Below are 25,155 nucleotides of genomic sequence, written 5' to 3' on the forward strand. Positions count from 1 at the left end.
TAAAGTTTCTACCGATCCACATCCGCCATCACAAAATCAATGCTGGCAATAATTGCTATCAGGTCGGCAATCAGCAGCCCCCGTGACACCAATGGAATCATCTGCAGATGCGGGAACGACGGGGTGCGGATTCGGGTGCGATATGAGACGGTACCGCCGTCACTGACAATCTGGTAGCTGTTCAAACCCTTGGTGGCCTCTATGGGAAAACAGACCTCGCCGGCGGGCATTACCGGGCCCCAGCTGTTATTTACAAAGTGTTGAATCAGTGTCTCGATATCCTGCATGGTGCGTCCCTTGCGCGGAGGGGTGGTCAGCGGATGATCGGATTTATAGGGACCTGAGGGCATGTTTTCCAGGCACTGGCGAATAATGCGCAGGCTCTGCCACATTTCGTCGACCCGCACCCGGCAGCGATCGAAACAGTCTCCACCATCGTAGCTGGGGATATCGAACTCGTACTGGTCGTAACCGCTATAAGGGCGTTTCTTGCGCAGGTCCCACGCCAGTCCCGTGGCGCGCAGGCCCGGCCCGGTCACCCCCCACTCCAGAGCTTCGTCGGTATCGTAGACGCCAATACCGCGGGTACGCCTTTGCAGCAGTTTGTTTTTGACCACCATGCCGTCGTAGTCGCGCAGGCGCGCGGGCATATAGTCGAGAAATTCCCGCAACATTTTGTCCCAGCCCTCGGGCAGGTCCTGGGCGACACCACCAATGCGAAACCAGGCCGGGTGCATGCGTCCGCCGGTAATTGCTTCGACGACGCCAAACAGTTTTTCCCGGTCGATAAACATATAAAAGACCGGTGACATCTGTCCGATATCCTGAGCAAAGGTGCCGAAGAAGACCAGGTGGCTGGAGATGCGGAACAGCTCGCACAGCATCACGCGGATCACCTGAGCCCGCGGTGGTATCTGAATGCCCGCCAGCTGTTCCAGCGCGAGTAGGTAGGGCAGGTTATTCATTACTCCGCCCAGGTAGTCGATGCGATCCGTATAGGGCACATAGGTGTGCCAGGCCTGGCGCTCGGCCATTTTCTCTGCACCGCGGTGGTGGTAGCCGATATCCGGTACGGCATCCACAATCTGTTCACCATCGAGTTGCAGGGCCACACGAAAAACACCGTGCACGCTGGGGTGGTTGGGTCCCAGATTCAGAAACATAAATTCCGAGTCTTCACTGGCACGCGCCATGCCCCAGTCCTCCGGGCAAAACCGCAGGGCCTCTTGCTCCCTGCGCTCCTTTTCCTCGGAAAGGGTATAGGGGTCCACTTCGGTGGCACGGGCATGGTGGTCCTTGCGCAGGGGATGTCCTTTCCAGGTTGTGGGCATCAGAATACGTTGCAGATTGGGGTGGCCGGTAAAATCGATGCCAAACAAATCCCAAACTTCCCGCTCGTACCAGTTCGCATTCTTCCAAACCCCGGTAATGGAAGGCACTGACAGGTTGGATTCTGGCAGGGCGACCTTAATACAGATAAATAAATTGCGCGTGAAAGACAGCAGTTGGTACACCAGGGTAAAGTCACTGGCCGGCTGCCTCTCCTTTCCCCTTCCCCGATTGACCCGCAGGCGCTCATCAATGGCGCTGAGGTCATAGAGCATGGCAAAGGGGCGGGACATCTCCTGCTTGAGAAAATGCAGCAGGGGAATCAATGCGTAGGCGTCTATCCACAGGGTGGGCATATCGGCGCTATCGGGCTGCAGCCAATAATTGTGACAGCGATACTCCAGTGCCAGGTCCCGCACAAAGACCTTGGCCTCTTTTGTATAGGGGGTCTTATTGTGCACACTTTTTGCTATAACGCCACTCATCGGAATTTCCGTTATCAAAGGTCAGTTTCTCGACGGCAACTGCGCACTTAGACTGTCTCCGGCGAGCGCAAAACCGTAGCACGCATGCGCTCTTCACGGTTCAGATCGCGCTGGCTGGGCTTGGGGGCCTTTCTGGTGCCCTGTTCGTCCACCACCCAACTGAAGTTGCGGCGCTCGGCGGCAACGGAGGTTTGCAGCAGGGTGAGCCCCTGTAACAGCGCCTCGGGGCGGGGTGGGCATCCGGGAACATAGACGTCTACCGGCAGAAACTTGTCGACGCCCTGTACCACACTGTAAATATCATACATTCCGCCGGAATTGGCACAGGAACCCATGGATATCACCCAGCGCGGTTCAATCATCTGTTCGTACAGGCGCTGCAGCACCGGTGCCATTTTTAAAAAGACGGTACCGGAAATTACAATCAAGTCTGCCTGGCGTGGTGTGGCGCGTATCACCTCTGCGCCAAAGCGCGAGATATCATGGCGACTGGTAAAGGCGGTGGCCATTTCCACATAACAACAGGAGAGACCAAAATTGAATGGCCAGAGTGAGTTGGCCCTGCCCCAGGCGACCAGTTCCTCCAGTTTCGCCAGCAGGATATTTTTTTTCAGATCCTCGGCAATCGCGCCATCTTCTGCCGGGGCAGAATCTGCGGCAATCACGTCCTGTGCTTTGCTCAGCTGCCAGCGCATAGTGTTTTCCTGTGTGTTTTTAGCGATGATCTTTGCGGTCGACCAGACTTTCCTGACGTCCACCCCACTCCAATGCGCCGAGACGCCAGAGGTAAATCAGACCCACCAGCAGTATCACGATAAAAACAGTGGCCTCGATAAATCCGAGCAGACCGGTTTCGAAAAATGCTATGGACCAACTGAAAAGGTAGATCGCCTCCAAATCGAAGACGATAAATAAAATGGCAACCAGATAGTAGGCGACAGAAATACGCAGTCGCGCGTTGCCCTGGGAGATAATGCCGGATTCGAAGGGTTCGTCGGTGGCGGGATCTCTGCGTTTTTGGCCAAGGAAATAGGAAAGGCCGAGCATTAAAGCAATCAACCCAAATACTGCAAGGCAATAAACTACAAGTGGCCATACCTCCGGGTTGAACTGGTCTGGGTGGTTCAACGCTGCTCTCCCCCGATTTAATGCCGGGGCCTGCCCCGGATTACTTACTGGTACCTCGGCTAAAAATACTGTGTTCAAAAGGGTTCATGGGGAGACCTTCATTTGAAAATGAAAGTCTCTTGAATACATTGTTTTTTTCTCAACGCCAGCGCAGTTTTTGAGTTCCCGGTCAGATTCTGCAAACAGGCGCAATTGTATTCTGTTTTATAAAGCGTTGCGGGAGATAGCGCCAGTATCACTAAAGAACGTTTGTTTCTTATGAGATAGTTTTTTATTTACTATAATTCTGTAATATTCTACGACACGCATTTTTCAGAGGGGAACGGTATACACGGAAAGGAAAAAATAGGGGGGAGAGGCGTTCCTGTCTATTATCTGCGGCGGGCTTTGATTGCGACCCAAGAGCGTGTACAGGCCGGGGTGGAACCGGCCCTAACACTGGTACTAAAGGGAATTACCTGTATTTCATGGAGGCCACAGAGCCGGTGACGAAAGTCCTGTCCCGCCACTGATCTGGGGTTGTTCTGCCTGGAAAAGGGATGAAACTTCCGCTTTGGCATCAAAGGCTGTCGATATCATCCAGCCGTTGTTGCAAGCGCTCTAGGGCACTTTTCATGTCCGCCAGTTTGTCTTTTTCCTTGGCGACAACTTCTGCCGGCGCCTTGTTTACAAACTTGGGATTATTGAGTTTACCCTGGACCCGCTGGAAATCTTTTGTCAGTTTGTCGATTTCTTTTTGCAAACGCGCACTCTCGGCTTCAACATCAATCAGGCCAGCCATAGGCACCAGCAGTTCCATCTCTCCTGCCAGTGCGGTAGCCGAAGCGGGGACGGGTTCACCGGCGCCGAGCCAGGTAATGGCTTCCAGGCTGGCCAGCTGCATAAGCAGGCTGTGTGCCCGGTCCAGCAGGGCCTTGTCCAGGGCGGAACCACCGCGCAGAATCAGCGGAATTTTCCTGGCCGGGGAAATGTTCATTTCTCCACGGATATTGCGCACCGCTTCAACGACCTGTTTAAGCCAGGCGATGGCGGCTTCGGCCTCCTCGTCGATCTTGTGGCTATTGGCCTCCGGGTAAGGCTGCAGCATGATGGTGTCGCCTGCAGCACCGGCCAGGGTTTTCACCCGCTGCCAGATTTCCTCGGTAATAAACGGCATCAATGGGTGCGCCAGACGCAACAGGGTCTCCAATACGCGAATCAGGGTGCGGCGCGTGCCTTTCTTGACGGTGGTGGAGGCATTTTCGTCTTTGAGAACCGGCTTTGAGAGCTCCAGGTACCAGCTGCAATACTCGCTCCAGATAAAGTCGTAGAGCGCCTGGGAGGCGAGATCAAAGCGGTAGGTGTCCAGGGCCTGGCGCACGGTGGTTTCAATGCGCTGCAACTGGGAAATGATCCAGCGGTCGGCGATGGTCAGGTCGAAATTGTCGCTGTTGTCCTGCCCACAGTCGTATCCCTCGCAGTTCTGTAGTACGTAGCGGGAAGCGTTCCAGATTTTATTGCAGAAATTGCGAAAGCCTTCGATACGGCCCACGTCGAACCGGATATTGCGGCCGGTAGAGGCCAGCGAGTAATAGGTATAACGCAGGGCATCGGTGCCGAAGGCGGAAAATCCATGTGGAAAATCCTTGCGGGTCTGCTTTTCGATTTTGGGTGCGTCCTGGGGGCGCATCAGCCCGGTGGTGCGCTTTTGCACCAAACGCTCTAGGTCAATACCGTCGATCAGGTCGATGGGATCGATCACATTGCCCTTGGATTTGGACATTTTCTGGCCGTGGCTGTCGCGCACCAGGCCGTGCACATACACAGTGTGAAAGGGGACTTCCTTTTTGAAATACAGGGTCAGCATCATCATACGCGCGACCCAGAAGAAGATAATGTCGAAGCCGGTGACCAGTACGGAGCTTGGATGGAACGCCTGCAGTGCTTTGGTCTCTTCGGGCCAGCCCAGAGTACCGAAGGTCCACAGGCCAGCGGAGAACCAGGTATCCAGTACATCGTCGTCCTGGCGCAGGGAGACACCGGCACCGAGGGCGTACTTTTCGCGCACTTCCTCCTCGGAGCGGCCGACAAATACATGGCCCTCATTGTCGTACCAGGCGGGAATGCGGTGACCCCACCACAGCTGGCGGGAAATGCACCAGTCCTGAAGATCGCGCATCCAAGAGAAGTACATGTTCTCATAGTTTTTCGGTACGAATGCTACGCGGCCGTCTTCTACGGCGGCGATAGCCTCTTCTGCCAGGGGCTGGGTTTTCACATACCACTGGTCGGTGAGCCAGGGTTCGATAACGGCCCCGGAGCGATCGCCGTGGGGCACTTTGAGGGTGTGGGGCTCCACCTTTTCCAGCAGGCCGAGATCGTCCAGGTCATCGACGATCTGGGAACGCGCGGCAAAACGTTCCATGCCGCGGTACCGCGCCGGCACGGCATCATTGAGGTTGGCATCTGCGTCGAGGATATTGATAATCTGAAGGTTGTGACGCTGTCCCATTTCGTAGTCATTGAAGTCGTGGGCCGGAGTGATTTTCACACAGCCGGTACCAAATGCCCGGTCCACATACTCGTCGGCGATAATGGGAATCTCGCGGTCAGTGAGAGGCAGTTTGATGGCCTTGCCGATCAGGTGCCGGTAGCGCGCATCTTGCGGATGTACAGCTACCGCGGTATCGCCAAGCATGGTTTCCGGTCGGGTAGTGGCAACCACCAGGTGGCCGGAAGCATCGGCGAGCGGGTAGCGGAAGTGCCACAGATGGCCCTGTTTTTCTTCATTCAGCACTTCGAGATCGGAAATCGCTGTGTGGAATTTGGGGTCCCAGTTCACCAGACGCTTGCGGCGGTAGATCAGGCCATCCTCATAAAGCTGGATAAAAACTTCCTGTACCGCTTTGGAGAAGCCGTCGTCCATGGTGAAACGCTCGCGGGACCAATCCGGGCTGGCACCCAGGCGGCGCAACTGGCGGGTAATGGTGCCACCGGATTGCGCCTTCCACTGCCACACTTTCTCGATGAACTTGTCGCGGCCCAGTTCCTGACGCGAGGTGCCCTCCGCTGCCAGCTGCCGCTCCACCACCATCTGAGTGGCGATACCGGCGTGGTCGGTGCCCACCTGCCAGAGGGTATTGTCCCCTTGCATTCGGTGATAGCGGATCAGGGCGTCTATGATGGATTCCTGAAAGCCGTGCCCCATGTGCAGACTGCCGGTGACATTCGGTGGCGGGATCATAATGCAGAAGGGCTTGGCCTCTGTATCGCCGCTCGGTTCGGAGTAGCCATTCTCCTCCCAGGTCTGGTACCACTTTTTTTCTATAGTGTTGGGTTGGTATGTTTTGTCCATGGGGGTGGGAAGCCTTGTGTTAACTGACTGCGGACACAGCATTTTGGCCCAGGATTGCCCGGCTGCTGTGGCTGCGCATAAAAGGCGGGAATTATACCGCCGGGGTGCGGTGGGCAAAAGGCAGCTTTCGCCCTGAGCAGCAATCAGTCCCAGATTCCAAGCTCATCGACCACCTTTTCGATCTGGGCGCGCAACTGGCGCTCCAGTTCCGGCAGTTGCTGAGAGACCAGCTGCTCAACCAGCGCCTGGCGCTGGCGTTTTTTTCCCGAAGTCACCAGCTTGCCTGCAGGGACTTCCCGTTCGACCATGGTCTGGGCCATTACCAGAGCCTGGGTACGGGTACCGGAATTTGCTGTACTTGTGGTTTCGGGCCTGGAAGCGGTATCCGGCGCTGCCTGGTTGTTTGCGGGAGGGCAGCCACCGGTAAGGCGCGCGCGAATATGGGCGGGCAGGAAGGGGTTCTCCGGTACTTCTTGGTTATCCGGCGCTTGGGGTTGTGTCTCTGGGACCTGTTCGGAGGGAGATTCGTCGCTCCGATCGGATACCGTATCAGTGGTGGGTGTTTCTGCCGAGAGGGCGAGAGCCGTTGTGGTCTCCCTATCCCTTTTGGGCAAGTGTTGCAAGGGGCGCAACAGGGCCAAATCGGATTCCGTGAGCTGAATCCTGTGCTCTTCGGGCAGTTGCTCTTTGAGCGGAGAGAATAGAATGGGCAGGTCGACGTCCTCACCTGAAGGCGCCTCCCGGGATGTATCGGTTTGGGCATTTGCCTGTGGAAGCGCCGAGTGACTGACTGGCTGGGGGCTTGCCGACAGTATCGGAATCTCCGCTTTTGCAGCGAACGCCGGGGTCTCCTGGCTGTTGGGGTTGGCCACTTGATTCAGCAGGGGGATGGCATCCGGGTCGCCGCGGTCGAGCAGGGCATGCAGAGCGCTTAGCTCGTCGAGTAATTCTCTGGGCTGTCTGCGCTGCTGTCCGCGGTGCTTGTGCTTGTTCTTTCTGCCGGACATGGCGGTAGTGGTGATTCAGTTGTTCTGGTTGATCTTGTGGGATTTTAACGGATATCCGCGCTCGCGGAAGAGGCCAAATCGCGTGCGTGAGCGCTGCAGGGCCTGCGGCTGCTGCACGACGATCTCGGCGAGCCGTTCGAAACGGCTAAACCAGTTGGGCAATGCACTGCACAGGTTGATCATGAGTCCGTGATGCACTCCCGGATCCCCACCACTGTTGATTTCCACCACCCCATGGGGCGTCGTACCCTGGAGTGCGTGGGGCACAAAGCTATCCTCGCGAAAGGTCCACAGCAATCGGTTTAACTGTTCAGCGCGCTCCGGATTATCCACGGCCAGCAGCACTCCCAATCCGGTGCGGTAGGCCTTCTCCGCCAGGCGACAGGCGAAGATATCCGCCTGCTCGAGCTGTTGGGAAGAAAGAATGTAAAAATCGATTTGGGTCATTACTGTTGTCGTTGCATTACTTTGTTGTCGCTGCTGTGACAGGCGTCCCGTACGGGCCGCCTCGCCAGCCGCAACCGATCGCTGCGGGCAGACTATTCTGCGCCGGGATATTTATTTTCCCAGCAGATATTCCACCAATAGGGGAACCGGGCGGCCGGTAGCGCCCTTGGCGGCACCGGATTTCCAGGCACTGCCGGCGATATCCAGATGTGCCCAGTTGTAGTCCTTGGCAAAGCGCGACAGGAAGCAGGCAGCGGTTACCGAGCCCGCTTCGCGACCACCGATATTCTGAATATCAGCAAAGTTGGAATCCAGGGAGGACTGGTACTCGTCCCACAGTGGCATCTGCCAGGCGCGATCGCCGGTGGTTTCGCCAGCCTTGAGCAGTGCCTGAGCAAGGGCTTGGTTATTGGCATAGAGGCCGCTGGCATGGTGGCCCAGGGCGATGACACAGGCCCCGGTGAGGGTGGCGATGTCGATTACGGCACGGGGTTTGTACTTGCCGGCATAGGTGAGGGTATCGCAGAGCACCAGGCGACCCTCGGCGTCGGTATTCAGGATCTCAATGGTCTTGCCAGACATGGCGGTGACAATATCGCCGGGCTTGCTGGCGCGCCCACTGGGCATATTTTCGGCTGCGGCCACCAGCCCCACGACATTGATGGACGGTTGCAGTTCGACCAGGGCGTTCATTACGCCGAATACACAGGCGGCGCCACCCATATCGTATTTCATTTCATCCATGGCCAGGCCTGGCTTGATACTGATGCCGCCACTGTCAAAGGTAATGCCCTTGCCCACGAGTACAACGGGTTTTTCGCTGGCTTTGCTCCCCTTGTAATGCATGGCGATCAGCGCCGGTGGCTGCTCGCTGCCTTTAGCCACACTGAGCAGGGCGCCCATGCCCAGGGATTGCATCTTTTTCTCGTCGAGTACAGTCGCAGTCAGCTTTGCCTGTTTCTTGGCCAGCTTGCGGGCTTCTGCTGCCAGGTAGGATGGTGTGCAGATATTGCCGGGCAGATCGCCCAATTCCCGGGCGACGTTGCTTCCAAGGGCCTGGGCGGCACCCAGCTTCATACCGGCCTGTACGGCTTTGAGTTGTTTGCGCTCCAGGGCGTGCAGGGTAAATTTTGTCAGCGGGTAGGGTCTGGCATCGCTGCGGCATCGGATAAAGCGGTAGCCTGCCAGTCCCGCGGCCATCGTGATCTGCTGGGCCTGCCAGGTCTTGTCTTCGCCCTCAAGCTCCAGTTCACACAGATAGCTGGTGGCATCTTTACAGTGTTTTACTCCAGTGGCACTGGCCATTGCCAACTTGCGGAATTCTGCCTGGGTCAGGGGGGCTTTTCCTGCGCGTACGATCAGTACGCGTTCGCTGGGGCCCTCGAAAAGATTGATCAACTGGGTGCTGCCCAGCTTGGAGCCCAGGTCGCCGCGTTTAAGGACTTTACCGATCATCCCTCCGGTGAGCTGGTCGAGGCTTTTGCCACTGCTGCTGAGTCCGTTTTTGGCATCTGCCGAAATAATGGAACAGGCACTGCGGTGTTTGGTGATATCTGAGACCTTGGCGGAGAACTGCATGTTTCGCTTTCCTTAAACTCTGACAGTGGATGCATGGCCCTGAGCCGAGACATAGGGGGCATTTTTAGTGATAATGCGTCGCACTAGTTTAACCTGACCGTCTGGGGATTGCTGTACCCAGTGAAAAACTTGTGCAGTATCACACCATTGCCATTGAGGAATGCCTTCGCCCCGTGATTATTTTTCGCTATCTCTGCCGCGAGCTGCTGTTTGCCACGCTGGCAGTCAGCGCAGTCTTGTTGTTAATGGTGATGAGCGGCCGATTTGTAAAATATCTGGCGGAGGCTGCTGCAGGTGATGTTTCGGCCGATATCCTTTTTTCCCTGATGGGGTTCCGCCTGCCGGGGTTTCTGGAGCTGGTATTGCCGCTGGGTTTGTTTGTTGGCATTCTCCTCGCCTACGGACGGCTCTATATAGAGAGTGAAATGACAGTGCTGCACGCTTGCGGTTTTAGCGAGTGGCGCCTGCTGATGTACACCCTGGTTCCGGCGCTGATGGTGGCTCTGCTGGTGGCTTCCATGAGTTTATACTTTTCACCGGCTGGGGTGGCGTATTCTTCGAGTTTGTTGAATGCGGAAAAATCCCGCAATGAATTTGACCATCTGGTGCCGAGGAAATTTGTCTCCACCGGGGATGGTCGCGCGGTATATTACGCCGATTTCCTCAGTGAGGACAAATCCACCATGCATGGGGTATTCCTTGCGGAGATGGGCACCTCAGGTGCCGGGATTGAAGCGGATTATCAAGTCGTCATTCGCGCTCGTGAAGGTGTACAGGAGACAGATCCGGAGACGGGGTTGCGCTATCTGGTTTTGCGTGACGGCTACCGTTACGAAGGTGTTCCCGGCCAGCGGGATTACCGGCAGATGGCGTTTGCCAGTTACGCGGTACTGTTGGAAGCGCCGCAAATGCGCAATCGCTGGCGCGACCGGATGGAGTCGGCCTCCACTCTGCAACTGCTGGATAGTGACGATCCCAAGGAAAAGGCGTTTCTGTATTGGCGCTTGAGTCTGCCATTATTGGTACTGGTTGTTGCAGTCCTGGCTGTGCCGCTGTCACGCACCAATCCGAGGCAGGGACGGTTTGCCAAGATGATCCCTGCTGTGCTGCTCTATATCACCTATCTGGTGACATTGCAGGGGTTTCGCGGTGCGATTGAGGACGGCGAGATTGCTACTCCGGGTGTGATCTGGCTGGTGCATCTGCCTTTCCTGCTGCTTGGGCTATTGCTCCTGGCTGGCAGGGAATGGCGCCGCAGACCCGGGCGCCTGCCGGAAGGGGCAAAGGAGCCGGCAGATGCTTAAGCTGGATCTCTATATTGGCCGCACGATCACCCTGGCAATTGGCGCCGTGCTGCTTGTTATTCTCGGTCTCGATATTGTTTTTGCTATTGTCGATCAGTTGGGTGAGTTCGAGGGTGGATATGGCTTGAACGAGGCGGTGCAGTATGTGGCCTGGACACTGCCTGCTCGAATCTATGGACAGTTGGGATTTTCCGCTCTGGTGGGTTGTATGGTTGGGCTGGGGACCCTGGCCGGTACCAGCGAACTGACCGTCATGCGAGCTGCCGGTGTGTCCATTAGCCGTATTGCCTGGGCAGTGATGAAACCGATTCTCGTGCTCATTTTGGTGGGGCTCGCTCTGGCAGAGTTTGTAATTCCCAAGACCAACCTGATTGCGGAGGGCAACAAGGCCAGGGCGCTTGGGGAGCTTGAGGCCAGCGGCCTGGAGCGGGGGCTTTGGCTGAGGGACAGCGGTGAATTCGTGCACTTCAATGCCGCCCTGCCGGATGGAGCGCTTTATGGGGTGACCCGTTACCAATTCGGCGACAATCGGGAGCTGGAAAAAGTGGAATTCTCCGAGCGCGGCCAGTTTACAGGAGAACAATGGGTGCTGGAGAACAGCCGCATTACCCTATTTTCGGCGGAAAATGCCTTCAACGCCCAGTTGCCAACCAGTGTGTGGAAAGCGGAAATCTCACCGGAATTGTTTGCGCTGATTGTGCCACTGCCCTCGGATCTCTCTCCTAGAAATCTGTGGTCCTATGCCTCTTTCCTCGATCGCAAAGGGGAAGACGCCAGTCGATATTGGCTGCAATTCTGGAAAAAACTCCTGCAGCCATTCACGATTGCCGGTCTAGTGATGGTGGCTATTTCGTTTATATTCGGACCACTCCGGGAAGTGACCACTGGACTGCGGGTCTTTACCGGCATTATTGTGGGTATCGTTTTCCAAACAGTGCAGGATATGCTTGGCCCCTCCTCACTGGTATTTGGCTTCCCACCATTTCTCGCGGTACTACTGCCGATAGTGCTGTGCTTTGCCGCTGGCTGGTTATTGCTCAAGCGCGCGCGCTGAGCGGGGGACTATTTTTTATTCTTGGGCAGCAGGCGCACCTGGGACTTGGAAATCAGATCTTGCCAACTGGCTTTATCCGCCCTGGCCCAAGCGGAAAAATAGCCGAGGCCCAGGCAGGCGATAGAGAGGGAGGCCGCTGTAGCGCGCAGGAGACATTGTCCCCAGGTCAACCGGATGCCGTCTGGGTTGGCCAGCATCAATCGCCAGGCGCGCATGCCGACTGTTTGTCCCGCCGCGCGCCACGACCAGAAAAAATAACCGGCAATCACTGCAACTGCACCCAGTTGGAATAGGGGCCCACCCACGCAGGGGCTGTAATCGAGGGTTTCCGGCTGGCAATTCAGTTTCCCGAAGACCGATGCCACGGGTATGGCGACAAAGCCGTAGACCATCATTAGACCAGCCAAAATCAGGAGATCGTAAAGCAGCGCCGCCAGGCGCCGGCCGACACCAGCGATCGGCAGATCCGAAAATGCGGCTGCACGGGTCGAGGTATTCAAGGTTGTCTCCGCCAACAGGTTTTGGCGGAGATTCTAACAAATCTTGAGGGCAATCAGGAGGGGCCTTCAAGTGTTAAAATTCATACTCAAAGGAAAAGTGAAACTTGTCGTTGGAGAGTCTGATGTTGTAATCGATGACACTGCCGATTTTACCTTGATGGGTGGTATAGCGAAGCAGGCTGTTCTGCACAGTCCGCTTGTTGCGCTGTTTGTAGGTTTCCCAGCCCATTTTCAGGATTTTGGAAAGCACTTTGCCGCCGGTAGTGGGACGGAATTCATTCGGATTGGTATGCATTTGCAGCCACTGGTAGTTCAGGCGCCGCTGCACGCCACTCATGGTGTTATTCCTGAGGTAGTCTGCGGCCTGGAATAAGGCCGTATTATCCATGGCAAAAGCACTGTCGGAGAAAAATACACTTTCCGATTGTATATTCAGTGCCTGGTGGGAATCGGGGATAAACAGGTCGTCGGCGGAGCAGAGACAGCAGGCGGAGAGCAAGAGTAGACCGAATGTCTTTGGCAGGGTGTTGTGCAAACCGACTCGGAAACTGCAGAGTACCATTCTATCTCCCCCGTAGGCATGATTGTTCACTTGGGTGGCCGCAAGCGGTGGTTGAATTAATTATGGGGCACTCATATGCAAGTGTTTCCCTGGATTAATTAGGCGGCTCTTGCAACATTTCATACTGGACAGTCGGGAAATGGCAGTTCCCTCCCCACAGACCGCATGAATTGGGGGTTTTTCCATTTTCGTCCAAAGGGTTGAATCTGGGAGCAGGGTGGCGCCAAGCTTTTTTTATTATTTTTTTGATATTGTGGCGCCAGATTTGATGAAAAATTGATCTTGTGCGCCGGGTCTGTCGATCTTGCTGGCCACTCGGTCTGCTGTTTTCGCAAGGCATCTGGCGTGAATCGTATCTACACTGAAGGGCCAGTAAAGCCCTTCAGTGTGAAATGCTGGTGTCAGTTCAAGCTGTCCACACAGGATCAGGGAGGCCGGCTTGCCCGTATCCGGATGGAGAGGTTCCTGTGGTGTGGTCAATGCGTAACCACTGTCTGTGAAAAGTCTAATTCAACTCGACAGCGTGCGAAAATACCATGGAAGTGTATCTCAAAGCACCCTTCAATGGCCTCCCAGGCGCCCTTCCTCCAGCTGTCCTGATAGCACGATTCGCCGCAACAGAGTAGGGGGTGTAAAGTTTGTACAAGCAGATGGCCTTCTGGATGCAGTAGGTCTCTCGCCTCTCTGAAGAAAACCCCAACGGACTTGTCTCCTAACAGCGAGAAGTTGCACACCATCAGGTCACATGTTCGCTGTAGGGTTTTGGCGCATAAATTTTTATAATGAAGCAGCCGAAACACTTGGTGTTTTCCCGCACGGCGCTGTGCCACGTCGATCAGGTGGGGGACGCCATCGATGCCGCAGACCTCAATCCCCTTTGCTGCAAGGGTCCGGGCTAGCCAACCCTCCCCACAACCGACATCCAATACACTCTTGGGTTGGCACGCCCGCATCGCGTCGATAATTACCCGGTCGGTTACCAGCCTGCGGCTGGGGATTGCGGCTTCTTCCATTACCCGTACCCACTCCTTGGCATTTCTGTGCCAACTTTGCAGGATTTTCCTATCGCAGAATTCGCAATCCTTCACAAAGGGTGCCCCACTTGGCTGTCATTTGCTGCTGGTTGAGTGTACCGTCGTGGGAAATCCAGTTGCAAAAGGGCTGTGCTCTTATGTCTGCTCAAATGGTGTTTGATTATGTAATCGTAGGTGCCGGTTCTGCCGGCTGTGTACTGGCCAACCGACTGAGCGCCGATGAGCAATACCGGGTTTGCCTGTTGGAGGCTGGACCGTCCGATAGCAGTCCGCTGATTTCAATGCCTCTGGGTATCGGCCACCTGTTGCCGGGTACGCGCTACAACCTTCACCACTACACTGAGCCCCAGGAGCATTTGCTGAATCGACGCCTGTTTTGGCCGCGGGGACGCACTCTGGGCGGCAGCAGCGCTATCAATGCCATGGTTTATATCCGCGGTAATGGCGAGGACTACGATGCATGGGAGGCTGCCGGCAACCCCGGTTGGGGGTGGCGCGACATTTTACCGTATTTCCTGTTGGCGGAGGGTAATGAGCGGGGGAGCGATGCGTACCACAGCGGCTATGGGCCCCTGTCTGTTGCGGATTTGAAGTGGAAGACGGAGGCGGGGCAGGCATTTGTTCGGGCTGCGCAGTCTGCAGGACACAGGCTTAACCATGATTTCAATGGCGGTCAGCAGTCGGGCGTTGGCTTTTACCAGGTCACCCAGCGCAGGGGGCGCCGCTGTTCTTCGGCTGCAGCGTATTTGCACCCGGTCAAGAGACGGCCGAATTTGCGCATCTGTACCCGAAGCCCGGTCGCCCGCTTGATTTTAAGGGGAGACCGGGCGGTGGGGGTGGAGTTGATCAGCGGCAAGCAGATTCTGGCGAATAAGGAGGTTCTGCTCTGTGCCGGGGCGATCCAGTCGCCACAGATTCTCCTGCTTTCCGGTATTGGCCCGCAGGAAGAGCTGAGCAAATTCGATCTGCTGCCCCAGAACCTTTTGCCCGGTGTCGGGAAGAATCTGCAGGATCACCTGGATATTACCCAGGTCATAGAAACTTCGGCGCCGGTGAGCTTTTCTGAGTCATTGTGGCCCAAACTGCAAAGCGCCTTGCGCGCGCCTGAGTTTTGGTTTCTGAATCGGGGGCCACTCACCAGTAACGTCGCCGAAGCCGGAGGGTTCGCCAGTTCCACCCTGGCCAATGGCTGTCCGGATATTCAATTTCATCTCACTGCGGCACCGCTATTCCAGCACGGCCTGATCAAGAAGCCCGGGTATGGGTATTCCCTGCACGCCTGTGCGCTGCGCCCCAAAAGCCGCGGAGAAATCACCCTGGATACGCAAGATCCGCGGGCGCTGCCGCGTATTCAGCCCCGTTATCTCAGTGAAGCCGAGGACCTGCAGGTGATGTTGGAGGCATTTGAGATGGCCGGGGATATTCTCTCCCAGGAGGATTTACTGCGTTATCAGAAACGCTACTGGCTGCCGGAGCAAAAGCTCACGAACAAAGCCGCTATAGAGCACTTTATTCGCCAGAATGCTGAGACCATCTACCATCCGGCGGGAACCTGCAAAATGGGTAGTGATGAACTTGCCGTGGTTGATGCCGAGTTAAAAGTGCATGGGGTGGATGGACTGCGGGTTGTGGACGCCTCCATAATGCCCACCCTGATCAGCGGTAACACCAATGCGCCTGTGATTGCCATTGCAGAAAAGGCGGCGGACCTTATCCTGCAGCGCACGTCGCCGTCATTGATGCAACACATACAACTCCAGGAAACTGAATGATCTGGCAATGCCCTCTCTGTGCAAAGCCATTGATACCGGGTAAAAAGCGCTGGCACTGCAGTAACCGGCACAGTTTCGACCGTGCCCGGGAGGGTTACGTCAACCTCCTGCCCGTGTACCGCAAGCGCTGCAAAGAACCCGGGGATTCGGCACAAATGCTGTTGGCGCGGCGGCGCTTTCTCAAGGCGGGGCACTACCGCCCGCTGGTGGAGGCGATTACAGCACTGCTCCCCCACAGACCGGGGAGCAATCTGTTGGATATCGGTTGTGGCGAGGGCTATTATCTGCGCCAATTGGAGTCTGCCGGTTGGCACGGGCATGCCCTTGCCGGTGTGGATATTGCCAAGTTTGGGGTGCGCATGGCGGCCAAGTCGGACAGTGGCGCCCAGTTTGTTGTGGCGAGCAGTGCCAATTTGCCGGTTGCCCCGAACACTGTGGACTATCTGTTGCGTATTTTTGCACCAGCGCCGGATAGCGAAATGTTGCGGATCTTAAAAGTTGGGGGATACCTTTTGGATGTGTCCCCCGGTCCTGAGCATCTGTGGACCCTGAAAGGCCGGCTGTATAAAGAGCCGCACAAACACCCTGTGCCCAGGGTTGTGAAAGGGCTTTATCCCGAAGTGGATCTGCGCTGCTGCTTCCCACTTGAGCTGCGAGGCTGTTCGGCAATTGCCGACTTCCTCGCCATGACAGCACTCGCCTGGAAGGGAAACCGGGAGGCTCGCGCTGCGTTGGCGCTGCAGGACCGCCTGACACTCGAAGCCGACTTTGTCGTGCGCCGTTTTATTAATCCGGCATCCAAATAGCACTTTCATGGTTTGTTTGATGATTGCTATTGAAACATCGGTACAATTGTCAAAGCTGCCTGTATCCTTGGGCGCGTGTGAGCCCGTCGCTGGCAGTAAGCCCCGTTTCCGGGCTGTCTGTGAGTGAAACAGAGGTAACCAGTAGGTTTCATGGCAACACCAAAAGATTACGGGTTTATGGGCAGGGCTCTGGAACTGGCAGAAATTGCGGCCTCGCTTGGCGAGGTACCGGTAGGGGCAGTGTTGGTGCATAACGGTGAGGTGATCGGTGAGGGCAGCAATCGCCCTATCGGAGACTGCGATCCCAGCGCTCACGCGGAAATTATCGCCCTGCGCCACGCGGCCGCAGGGCTGCAAAATTACCGTCTGCCAAATACTACGCTATATGTCACCATCGAGCCCTGTACCATGTGTTTTGGCGCACTGATACATGCGCGGGTTGGACGTTTGGTCTACGGTGCCTGCGAACCCCGTGCGGGCGTTGTAGAGAGCCATTTAAGGCTGGGCCAGATGGACTTTTTTAACCATAAGATTTATATAGAGTCCGGGATTATGGCTGAGGAAGCCGGAAAACTGGTGCGTGAGTTTTTTCATGATCGACGCTGAGACGACCTTTGCCTTTGTGATCAATTGTATTGTTATCGCGGTCGTCGTGCTGATTCACCAGACAGCCCTTAATGTGCTTGCTCGTATCGGGCAATGGCACTCCTTGCGGTACAATGTGGGGCTTATGATCGGGGTATTTGGCGCACTGCTGGCCCATGTGGCAGAGATCTGGCTGTTCGCCTACAGCTATTACTTTATGGTGAATTCACCGTATTTTGGCACGCTGATTGGTAACTTTAATGGCAGCCTGCTGGACTGTGCCTATTTTTCATTCACCACTTACACTTCACTCGGCTTCGGAGATATTGAACCTCTCGGGCACCTGCGTTTCACTGCGGGCCTGGAGGCGCTGACGGGGCTGATGATGATTACCTGGACCGCTTCGTTTATGTTCGTGAAAATGCAAAGACACTGGGAGCACTAGCACTGCTGCTCTCTGAAGCGGATGTCAGGCTTTTATTCTCACTGTGCGCCCGAGATCGGTGGGGTTTTTGTGCCGGATAAAATGCGTCGTGGCGGATCAGATAGTAATGTTGCCCGGCACTGCGCCACAGTTTTCCAATAGGGCGTAACCAGTACATCCATGGGGTGACCTTGGCTCTGCCCATATTGGGCTTCGCGATGCTTGGGGCCTGTTCGGTCTCCCACAGCAAATGCGGCTCAACGCCATACACATACAGATCGAATAGCCAGAAGTGATCAATAACTTTGTCGATGGGTTCCAAAGTTCGGCTGGCCTAATTCAACATTTTCTGTATCCCCTCCCGGTTGATGAGATATCCCCGCACTCCGCACCAGCGGCGCTTCCTGAGTTTGACCCCTATCAGGCGGGTATATCTCCGCCAGGATCCTGCCAAATCCGGCTCCAGTTGTACCTTGTCCTCCAGAGTACAGATCCTGTTGAAGCCAGCCCGGTAAGTGTGGTTTGGGCGATATAAGCCATGACTGTTTGCGTCCCAGTGTCGAGCATCTGAACGGAGGCGGTCGCTGTCGCCGGTTATGCTGGGAATACCTCGGTTTTTGTTTCTTGCCAGGGTTTGGCAGCACTTGCATTTGTCCAACTGGCTCTACTTGGTGGCTACTGCTTATATAAGGGAGATTGCTGCCAATGGAGCCGGGGTTGGGGAAAAGCAAGGACCGGGTCTGCTGATGGTTTGGCAGGTGAACTGGCGCTTCAATTCTTGCTAGCACTGCGGGAGCATCATGGCTAGCTTCCATGATCTGCCAACTGATAGAGCCACGGGTATGTACAGCACCACAATTCTGGTGGGCCGGTGTAGGTAGGGCGGGGGGCTCTGTATCTGTCACAAGACACCTGAGTACTGGGGAATCCTACTATCGGGGCTCTGGGTAGCCCGATAGCAACCTGTCCAGGTATGCTCCCTAACACTGTCTTTCCAGAAGCAGCCCGTCTTCAGCCAGGGCAATTCCCCATGGAGCCGATGTCGCAACTACAATTGGATACTCATGTTTGATTCTAAGGTTGGGGGTTTTTTGTGCTACCGCTGGCAGTATGCTGACAGATGGCCGTTGTTCTCTCTGCTGACTCAAGTGATAGCTGGTCTGGTGAGTGAGTATTGATAAGGCAGGTGATCGACAGTGCACCGTTTGCAAGCCTGTGTGGATTGTTGGTGTGCAGAAGATGTATTTCATGGTGGTTAACTCGGGTTTTTAATATTTACACAATGATCGAATAAATACATGCAGTCATACACGATTTCCATGGCGATTGCATTGGATAGAATCCCGGGGAATCAACAATAAAATGATCAAAAGGAAGGATGCAAAATGGACTGGGGTGCCCATAGCATATTTTTTGGGAAAATAAAAGCTTAAATAATAAGAGAAAAAGTGACTTTTACTTTATAAGTTGCCGATTAAATTTTCCGGCTTATTTAAGAGTGACCCTTGCCAGTTGAGGTTGAGTGTATTTTAGAGATAACAACATGAAAATTCTATTTTTATGGATAAGTTGGACTCTGTTGGTGTTGATATCATTACCGGTGTTATCAAAACGTGTGGAATACACTTTGGTTGTGGATCGTGAGCTCAGGAGTATTACAGGAAAAACGGTACAGGCGATCACCATTAACAGCCAGTTACCTGGCCCGACACTGGAGTTTGTCGAAGGCGATTACGCCGTAATGCATGTGGAAAACCGCATGGAAAAACCCATTACAATCCACTGGCACGGTCTTTTGGTACCCAACAACATGGATGGTGTGCCCTACGTAACCAACGCCCCCATTATGCTTGGCAGTGCTTTCACCTATGAATTCCCCATCAAACAGAGTGGCACTTATTGGTATCATTCGCATTTTGGGTTGCAGGAGCAGTACGGCCTGACTGGTCCTATTATTATTCACCCCAAAGAGCGCCCCTCCAATGCACCAGCTGATGAGATCATTATGCTGGCAGACTGGAATGATGAGCGCCCGGAAGAGACACTGCGAAAGCTCAAACGTGATAATGAAGGCTTTGCCATCCGTACCGGTAATTCACAAACCCTGTTTGGTGCCATTCAAGCGGGAACCATTGGCAATGTGACGAAACGCAACCTGTATTCCCTGGTCAATGCGGAGGTCTCTGATATCGCTTACGACAGGGTCATCACCAATGGCCGAAAGGACTGGGATGTGGATCAGCCAGCCGGTCGGCAGGTTCGGCTGCGGGTTATTAACGGCAGTACCTCCACGTATTTTTACCTGAACTATGCAGGTGGTCCAATGACCGTTATTGCTGCCGATGGCCAGGACATTGAACCGGTTGAGTTGGAGCGCATGTTAATCGCCGTCGCGGAGACCTATGACATACTGGTCACGGTGCCTGAGGGCAAAAGCCTGGAGTTTCGTGCCACCAATTACGATGGTTCCAATCATACCCCCAGTTGGATCGGGCGGGGCGAAAAAGTCTACGCGCCAGCTATCGAGAAACCCAATATCTATACCTACGCAGCCAATGTGGGTGCCGAATTGATTCAGCGTATCCAGAAGAGACATAAAGCCCCCGGTGGGATGCCCAAACCTGATATGAGGCATATCACCAATATCGAAGGTCCCATACTGACCGGTGGCGATGTGCAACAACGTCCACCGGCGCCTTACCAGCAATTGCGTTCGGTGACTTCCACTGCCCTGCCCAAACACGCTCCTACCCGTATTGTGGAGTTGATGCTGACCGGTGATATGAAACGCTATGTGTGGTCAATGAATGGCAAAACCCTGAGTGAAGATGCGTATATCAGGATCAGGAAAGGAGAAAATGTGCGGTTTGTGTTGGTAAACAACACCATGATGCGCCACCCCATGCACCTGCATGGCCACTTTTTCCGGGTGGTGAATGACCAGGGCGATTATTCGCCCCTAAAACACACGGTGGATGTGGCACCGATGAGCACTACCATGATCGAGTTCAAAGCCAACGAGGAGAAAGACTGGTTCTTCCATTGCCATATTTTGTATCACCTGGAATCCGGTATGGCGCGCATTGTTCATTACGAAGGCACGGAAGTGTCACCGGAGATTCAGGCGATTCGCTATAAAGCACTGGAAGACCCCTGGTATGCCTGGGCAGATATTGGCCTGCAGACCAATATGAACACAGGCTTCATGATTACGCGCAATAACCATAACGATGTATTCCTGACCTGGGAGAGCAACTGGGGCAATGAGTATCAGGCAACGCTCGGTTATTATCGTTTTGTGAACCGTTTTTTCTCCGGTTTTGTGGGCGTTAATACCGACACCGATCTTGCGCCCCACCGCACCCGTGCCGTGGCGGGCTTCTACTGCCTTTTGCCTTTCAAAATTAATGCCCTGTTGTGGGCGGATGACCGCGGCAACGGGCGGATCACGATTAGTCGGGAATTGGCGATTATCGACCGGTTCGGGTTAGGCTTTGAGTACCAGTACGATTCCTTCTCCAAATCCGAGTACCTCGTGGCACTCACTTACTGGCATTCGGATTTTTTGTCCTTTGCCGCCACCTATGACAATGATTATCAGGGGGGCGTTGGCGTGTTACTCCGGTTTTGAAGTTTGTCTCTCCCCTCCTGGTATAAAGCGGCTTCCGGTCAGTGATTTGCTCAGTGGAATAAGAATGCTGTTTAAACTTCTGGAAACCCCTAATCTGGTGGCGTTCTTTGAGCATGGCATGCATTGCCGGTAGTGGATTTGACTTTAGGGAATCTATGGTCGGTAAAACGCGCTGTGGGTAAAGCCCAAAGGCAGGGGAGCAATCAGGCTGGCTATGTGAATAATACCCGGCCTACCGGTCAGCCTCAAACCTTGGCGGTAATGCTTTACAAGGCTAAACTGTACGTATGTACAGTATCTGAGTAGTACCCCCTGGATGAAGCGTGTTTCCTTATATGGCTGTAGCATTGCTTGCGGCTTCCCGTTCCCGGCAGATGATCACAAAGAGCCCAGCCCTAATCTTGATGAACACTTGATCACTAACCCCGCGGCAACTTTTATGGCACGTGCCAATGGTGATTCAATGCAGGGACTTGGGATTTTTGACCGGGATCTGCTGATTGTCGATCGCTCCCTGGAGCCAGTACAGGGCGATGTGGTGGTGGTCGCCCTGGATGGACAACTGGCCTGCAAGGTGCTGGATCGCCACCGTGGGCGCCTTTTGTCGGCAAATAGCCAGTATCCGCCAATCCCTATCCGGGAAGGGCAGGAATTCATTGTGGAAGGGGTGGTCAAGGCTTCCATTCGCTACCATCGGCTTCTGTGAATGCTGGCACTGGTGGATTGCAACAGCTGTTACGCCAGCTGTGAGCAAATTTTTCGACCGGATCTTCGCGGCAAGCCGGTAGTGGTACTCTCCAATAACGACGGCTTTGTTGTGGCACGTTCCAAAGAGGCCAAATCGTTGGGTATCGGCGATCTTGAGCCTTTCTTTAAGATTGAGCATCGGTTGCGGCTGCACCAGGTGGCTATTTTCTCCAGTAACTACCCTCTTTATGGGGATATTTCGCACCGGGTGATGACGACTTTACGGCAGTTCAGCCCGGAAGTGGAGGTGTACAGCATTGACGAGATGTTCCTTGAATTTCAGGGCCTACAGAAGCCTTGGCTGGATTACGGACGACAGATTCGCCAGACGCTGTGGCGGGACGTTCGCATGCCCGTGGGGGTGGGTATCGCCCCCAGTAAGACCCTGGCCAAACTGGCCAACAGGGCAGCAAAGACACTGCCTGGATGCGAAGGTGTATGCGCCCTGGACACACCCGAGAAGTGGCAATGGTTCCAGCGTCGTACACCCGTGGACAAGGTGTGGGGTATCGGTCGTCGTTTATCCAGGCGGCTGGCCGGATTCGGCGTTGAGACCGCCTATGATCTGGCACAGGCTAATCCCAAGGTCCTGCGCCGCCATAGTAATGTGAATATTGAGCGGACTATTGAAGAGCTGAATGGTGTCCCGTGTATTCCCTTGGAGGAGCAGCCCCCGGTAAAGAAGCAGATCTATTGCACCCGCTCCTTTGGCACAAAGCTGAGTGAATTACAGCCAATACAGCAGGCAGTGACCCTGTATGCTAGCAGGGCGGCAGAGAAGCTGCGTGCCCAGCAGTCACTGGTGAAGGCGATCCATCTGTTCCTGCATACATCACCCTACGAGCCCAACTATTACAGTCGTAGTACCGTTGTACAGATGCCGTATCCAACTGATGACACCCGGCTGATCGTGCAGCTGGCAAAGGAAGCGATTGCTGGACTGTATCGTCCTGGTCGTCACTTTATGAAGGCTGGCGTTGGCCTGGTTGAACTGGTGCCGGGGTCGCTGGGGCAGGGGGACCTGTTTACTTCAGGACAGCCAGCCCACATAGGAAGGATGATGCGGGTCCTGGACCAGGTCAACCAGCGTTTTGGCCGGGGCACCTTGTTCCTGGGTGCTGAAGGTGTTCAGAAGAAGTGGAAAATGCGGCAGGCATACACGTCACCGGCCTATACAACCAGGTGGGGGGATTTGCCAGAGGTTGTGACATAGATGCTAACTGACTGGATTATAGTTTGACTATGTGGAAATTGTACGGCCTGAGGGCGGAGTAATCCATCGCAGAGAATCAGTACCCTTTCGCCTCAAAGGCTTGTATGCCTGCTCAACTGGCTCTAGCAGAGTTGAGGTCAAAGGTTTGACCCCACTTGCTCTTTACCAGGTGATGGCTACTTCCCTTTCCTGAAACCCTATGGCTGCAAACCGCAGGTGAGGCTGCGTTAAAAATCGGCTACTGTACATTGTTTGGTTCACGCTGCGGATGTTTGTTTTTTGATCAGCACAGACAGTTTGCCTAAATGAGCTGCTGGTACCGGCTTCTCTAATGGTGACAATGAGAATAGTTCTCTGCCCAATCTCTTCAGACTGTGTAATGTTTAGAGGAGCCAAATAGATTGGAAATCACGTTGAAGCTAATTACGTAATGGCGTGCAATAGACACGGTGTGACGCAGACAGTGGGCTATGGTAAGATGCCGCGCGAATCGAGGTGCGAGGCGAATGCTTCGAGAAAACTGGCTATATAACATGTAGTTTAAATGTTACTCACAGTTAGAGTGTTAAACGCGGTGCGTCTTTAGCCGTTCAGGACTCTCGACTTTGAATTAAATCTCCCTTAGGCGAACTTGATTAGTGTTTAATTGCTCCTCAATTTGGCTGTGGAAAACATAGTTACATATATATACAAGAAGTTAGAAAGTATGGGTTCCACAGTTCAGCGCACCGTTTGGCAGATCCAGCGTGACGTGATTCATGCGCTGCTGGTTAGGGAGATGAAAACCCGCTTTGGCAAATGGCGACTGGGATATGCTTGGGTCCTGCTCGAGCCGGCACTGCACATCATGGTCCTGGCAACAGTTTTCAGCTTTCTGGGCAGGGAGTTTTACCCGGGTATTCCTACCGTGTTATTTATGCTGGGAGGGATAGCGCCATTTCTGTTTTTTAGCCACTGCTTTTCCAAAAGCCTGGCTACAGTAGCTTCCAATCGTGGGCTATTTAATTATCGCCAGCTACGCCCTTTTGATGCTGTACTCAGTAGGGTTTTGCTGGAGTTCATTATCTACCTATTAAGCCTGATTGCCTTGCTGATTGTACTGGCATGGTGCGGTGTGCAAGCCACCTTTGGTAGTTTTCTTTTGTTGGTTGAAGTCAATATTCTTTTTTTTAGTTTTTGCCTGGGCCTGAGTCTGGTTCTTTGTGTTGTGGGAGAAAGGTATCCAGAGTTTTCTAAAGTGCTGCCTGTGCTTGTGCGACTTTTGTATTTTATATCAGGTGTGTTTTTTTCGCTCGACCAGATACCAAAAGAATATCACCCCTATTTGGTCTGGAACCCCCTGTTGCATGTGATAGAACTGACCCGACAGGGTTTATTTGCCAGTTACCATGGCATGTTTGCCAGCTTTCAGCATCTTACATTTACTGCAGTCGGTATGCTGGCATTTGGGCTGCTGGTTTATAGAGTGAGCTGGCGTGACTTGGTACGCAGTCAATGATTGAGCTGGAGAATCTTACAAAGTCCTACCGGACGCCCCAGGGGCGTAATGTACTGTTCAAGGATGTCAATGCTACTTTTCCTGAGGGCAAAAATATAGGCATTCTTGGGCGTAATGGGGCCGGTAAGTCAACACTGTTGCGTATCATGGGTGGAATTGATTACCCCGATTCCGGACGGGTGATTACCAACCAGAGAATATCCTGGCCAATGGGATTGGCCGGTGGTTTTCAGGGGAGTATGACCGGCAAGGAGAATGTCGCTTTTGTCTGTGGGCTCCATGGTATCTGGGGAGCCGGCCAGCGCAAGGTGATGGATACAGTTCAGGGGTTTGCCGAGATTGGAAATTATTTTGATGCCCCGATTAAGAATTATTCTTCAGGTATGCGATCCCGCCTCGCTTTTGGGTTGAGTATTGCGATTGATTTTGATGTCTACTTGGTGGATGAAGTGATGTCAGTAGGCGATGCCCAATTTAGGGGTAAGTGTGAAGCGGTGATTGCCGAAAAGCGCAAGCTCTCCACTTTTATTATTGTTGCCCATGCGATGCCATTGCTGAGAAAAAATTGTGAAGTCGGAATCTACCTTGAAGGAGGAAGAGTGAAGATTTGTGACTCTATGGATGAAGCTATTGCTCTCTATCTGAAAGGTGCAGCTCCTCAGCAGAAGAGCAAAACAGCATCGTAAATACTAAAATCAGTAGCGTAAATTAAACTAT

General features: G+C 54.2%; 21 protein-coding genes. 11 read left to right on the forward strand and 10 right to left on the reverse strand.

Annotation, left to right across the window (positions count from 1 at the left end; translation table 11 throughout):
* Positions 1–8 precede the first annotated feature (8 nt).
* The 7 genes from nuoC to Q5Y71_RS05470 form a co-directional block, all read right to left on the reverse strand.
* Positions 9–1,814 carry an NADH-quinone oxidoreductase subunit C/D gene (gene nuoC / locus Q5Y71_RS05440; RefSeq protein WP_306040711.1) on the reverse strand — a complete coding sequence of 602 codons (1,806 nt, stop codon included), beginning with the start codon at positions 1,812–1,814 and terminating at the stop codon, positions 9–11.
* 47 nt (positions 1,815–1,861) lie between these two features.
* Positions 1,862–2,509 (reverse strand): NADH-quinone oxidoreductase subunit B family protein, encoded by a 648-nt coding sequence (locus Q5Y71_RS05445; protein ID WP_301414605.1) that lies wholly within the window; start codon positions 2,507–2,509, stop codon positions 1,862–1,864.
* 19 nt (positions 2,510–2,528) lie between these two features.
* Positions 2,529–2,942, reverse strand: coding sequence for an NADH-quinone oxidoreductase subunit A (gene ndhC, locus Q5Y71_RS05450; RefSeq protein WP_306040713.1), 414 nt, complete (start codon positions 2,940–2,942; stop codon positions 2,529–2,531).
* 559 nt (positions 2,943–3,501) lie between these two features.
* Entirely contained in the window at positions 3,502–6,276 is a 2,775-nt protein-coding gene (locus Q5Y71_RS05455) for a valine--tRNA ligase (protein WP_306040714.1), read from the reverse strand.
* A gap of 143 nt (positions 6,277–6,419) precedes the next feature.
* On the reverse strand, positions 6,420–7,283 hold the full coding sequence (locus Q5Y71_RS05460; protein WP_306040716.1) for a hypothetical protein: 864 nt from the start codon (positions 7,281–7,283) through the stop codon (positions 6,420–6,422).
* A gap of 15 nt (positions 7,284–7,298) precedes the next feature.
* A complete protein-coding gene (locus Q5Y71_RS05465) occupies positions 7,299–7,730 on the reverse strand; it encodes a DNA polymerase III subunit chi (RefSeq protein WP_301414600.1) in 432 nt (143 codons plus the stop codon).
* Between the two features lie 111 nt (positions 7,731–7,841).
* Complete coding sequence (locus Q5Y71_RS05470) at positions 7,842–9,308, reverse strand: leucyl aminopeptidase (protein WP_306040719.1); 1,467 nt, start codon at positions 9,306–9,308, stop codon at positions 7,842–7,844.
* Positions 9,309–9,439: 131 nt separating this feature from the next.
* Here Q5Y71_RS05470 and lptF point away from each other — a divergent pair, with 131 nt between their 5' ends.
* Both lptF and lptG read left to right on the forward strand, forming a co-directional pair.
* A complete protein-coding gene (gene lptF, locus Q5Y71_RS05475) occupies positions 9,440–10,612 on the forward strand; it encodes an LPS export ABC transporter permease LptF (protein WP_306040720.1) in 1,173 nt (390 codons plus the stop codon).
* Entirely contained in the window at positions 10,605–11,666 is a 1,062-nt protein-coding gene (lptG, locus tag Q5Y71_RS05480) for an LPS export ABC transporter permease LptG (protein ID WP_306040721.1), read from the forward strand. The genes lptF and lptG overlap by 8 nt, the downstream gene beginning before the upstream one ends.
* Positions 11,667–11,674: 8 nt before the next feature.
* Here the strand turns inward: lptG and Q5Y71_RS05485 are convergent, their stop codons facing one another.
* The 3 genes from Q5Y71_RS05485 to Q5Y71_RS17510 all read right to left on the reverse strand — a co-directional run bounded on the left by Q5Y71_RS05485 (position 11,675) and on the right by Q5Y71_RS17510 (position 13,741).
* Positions 11,675–12,166 carry an RDD family protein gene (locus tag Q5Y71_RS05485; protein ID WP_306040723.1) on the reverse strand — a complete coding sequence of 164 codons (492 nt, stop codon included), beginning with the start codon at positions 12,164–12,166 and terminating at the stop codon, positions 11,675–11,677.
* A 73-nt stretch (positions 12,167–12,239) separates the two neighbouring features.
* Positions 12,240–12,728: a hypothetical protein gene (locus tag Q5Y71_RS05490; RefSeq protein ID WP_306040725.1), complete on the reverse strand. Its 489-nt coding sequence runs from the start codon at positions 12,726–12,728 to the stop codon at positions 12,240–12,242.
* Between the two features lie 476 nt (positions 12,729–13,204).
* A complete protein-coding gene (locus Q5Y71_RS17510; RefSeq protein WP_371877000.1) occupies positions 13,205–13,741 on the reverse strand; it encodes a class I SAM-dependent methyltransferase in 537 nt (178 codons plus the stop codon).
* 158 nt (positions 13,742–13,899) lie between these two features.
* Here Q5Y71_RS17510 and Q5Y71_RS05495 point away from each other — a divergent pair, with 158 nt between their 5' ends.
* The 9 genes from Q5Y71_RS05495 to Q5Y71_RS05535 all read left to right on the forward strand — a co-directional run bounded on the left by Q5Y71_RS05495 (position 13,900) and on the right by Q5Y71_RS05535 (position 25,124).
* Complete coding sequence (locus tag Q5Y71_RS05495) at positions 13,900–15,534, forward strand: GMC family oxidoreductase (RefSeq protein WP_306040726.1); 1,635 nt, start codon at positions 13,900–13,902, stop codon at positions 15,532–15,534.
* Positions 15,531–16,340 (forward strand): putative RNA methyltransferase, encoded by an 810-nt coding sequence (locus tag Q5Y71_RS05500; protein WP_306040728.1) that lies wholly within the window; start codon positions 15,531–15,533, stop codon positions 16,338–16,340. Before Q5Y71_RS05495 ends, Q5Y71_RS05500 begins: the two co-directional genes overlap by 4 nt.
* 150 nt (positions 16,341–16,490) lie before the next feature.
* Positions 16,491–16,946, forward strand: coding sequence for a tRNA adenosine(34) deaminase TadA (gene tadA, locus Q5Y71_RS05505; protein WP_306040729.1), 456 nt, complete (start codon positions 16,491–16,493; stop codon positions 16,944–16,946).
* The gene (locus Q5Y71_RS05510) at positions 16,933–17,370 is read left to right on the forward strand and encodes a potassium channel family protein (protein WP_306040731.1); all 438 of its coding nucleotides are present in this window, start codon (positions 16,933–16,935) and stop codon (positions 17,368–17,370) included. Before tadA ends, Q5Y71_RS05510 begins: the two co-directional genes overlap by 14 nt.
* 1,522 nt (positions 17,371–18,892) lie before the next feature.
* Positions 18,893–20,980 (forward strand): multicopper oxidase domain-containing protein, encoded by a 2,088-nt coding sequence (locus Q5Y71_RS05515; RefSeq protein WP_306040732.1) that lies wholly within the window; start codon positions 18,893–18,895, stop codon positions 20,978–20,980.
* 316 nt (positions 20,981–21,296) lie between these two features.
* Complete coding sequence (locus tag Q5Y71_RS05520; RefSeq protein WP_306040733.1) at positions 21,297–21,686, forward strand: LexA family transcriptional regulator; 390 nt, start codon at positions 21,297–21,299, stop codon at positions 21,684–21,686.
* Positions 21,687–22,940: a Y-family DNA polymerase gene (locus Q5Y71_RS05525; RefSeq protein WP_306040734.1), complete on the forward strand. Its 1,254-nt coding sequence runs from the start codon at positions 21,687–21,689 to the stop codon at positions 22,938–22,940.
* A gap of 664 nt (positions 22,941–23,604) precedes the next feature.
* The gene (locus Q5Y71_RS05530) at positions 23,605–24,438 is read left to right on the forward strand and encodes an ABC transporter permease (RefSeq protein WP_306040735.1); all 834 of its coding nucleotides are present in this window, start codon (positions 23,605–23,607) and stop codon (positions 24,436–24,438) included.
* Entirely contained in the window at positions 24,435–25,124 is a 690-nt protein-coding gene (locus Q5Y71_RS05535; RefSeq protein ID WP_306040736.1) for an ABC transporter ATP-binding protein, read from the forward strand. Before Q5Y71_RS05530 ends, Q5Y71_RS05535 begins: the two co-directional genes overlap by 4 nt.
* Positions 25,125–25,155 lie beyond the last annotated feature (31 nt).

This window comes from Microbulbifer sp. 2205BS26-8 (assembly GCF_030731025.1).
Lineage (GTDB): Bacteria > Pseudomonadota > Gammaproteobacteria > Pseudomonadales > Cellvibrionaceae > Microbulbifer > Microbulbifer spongiae.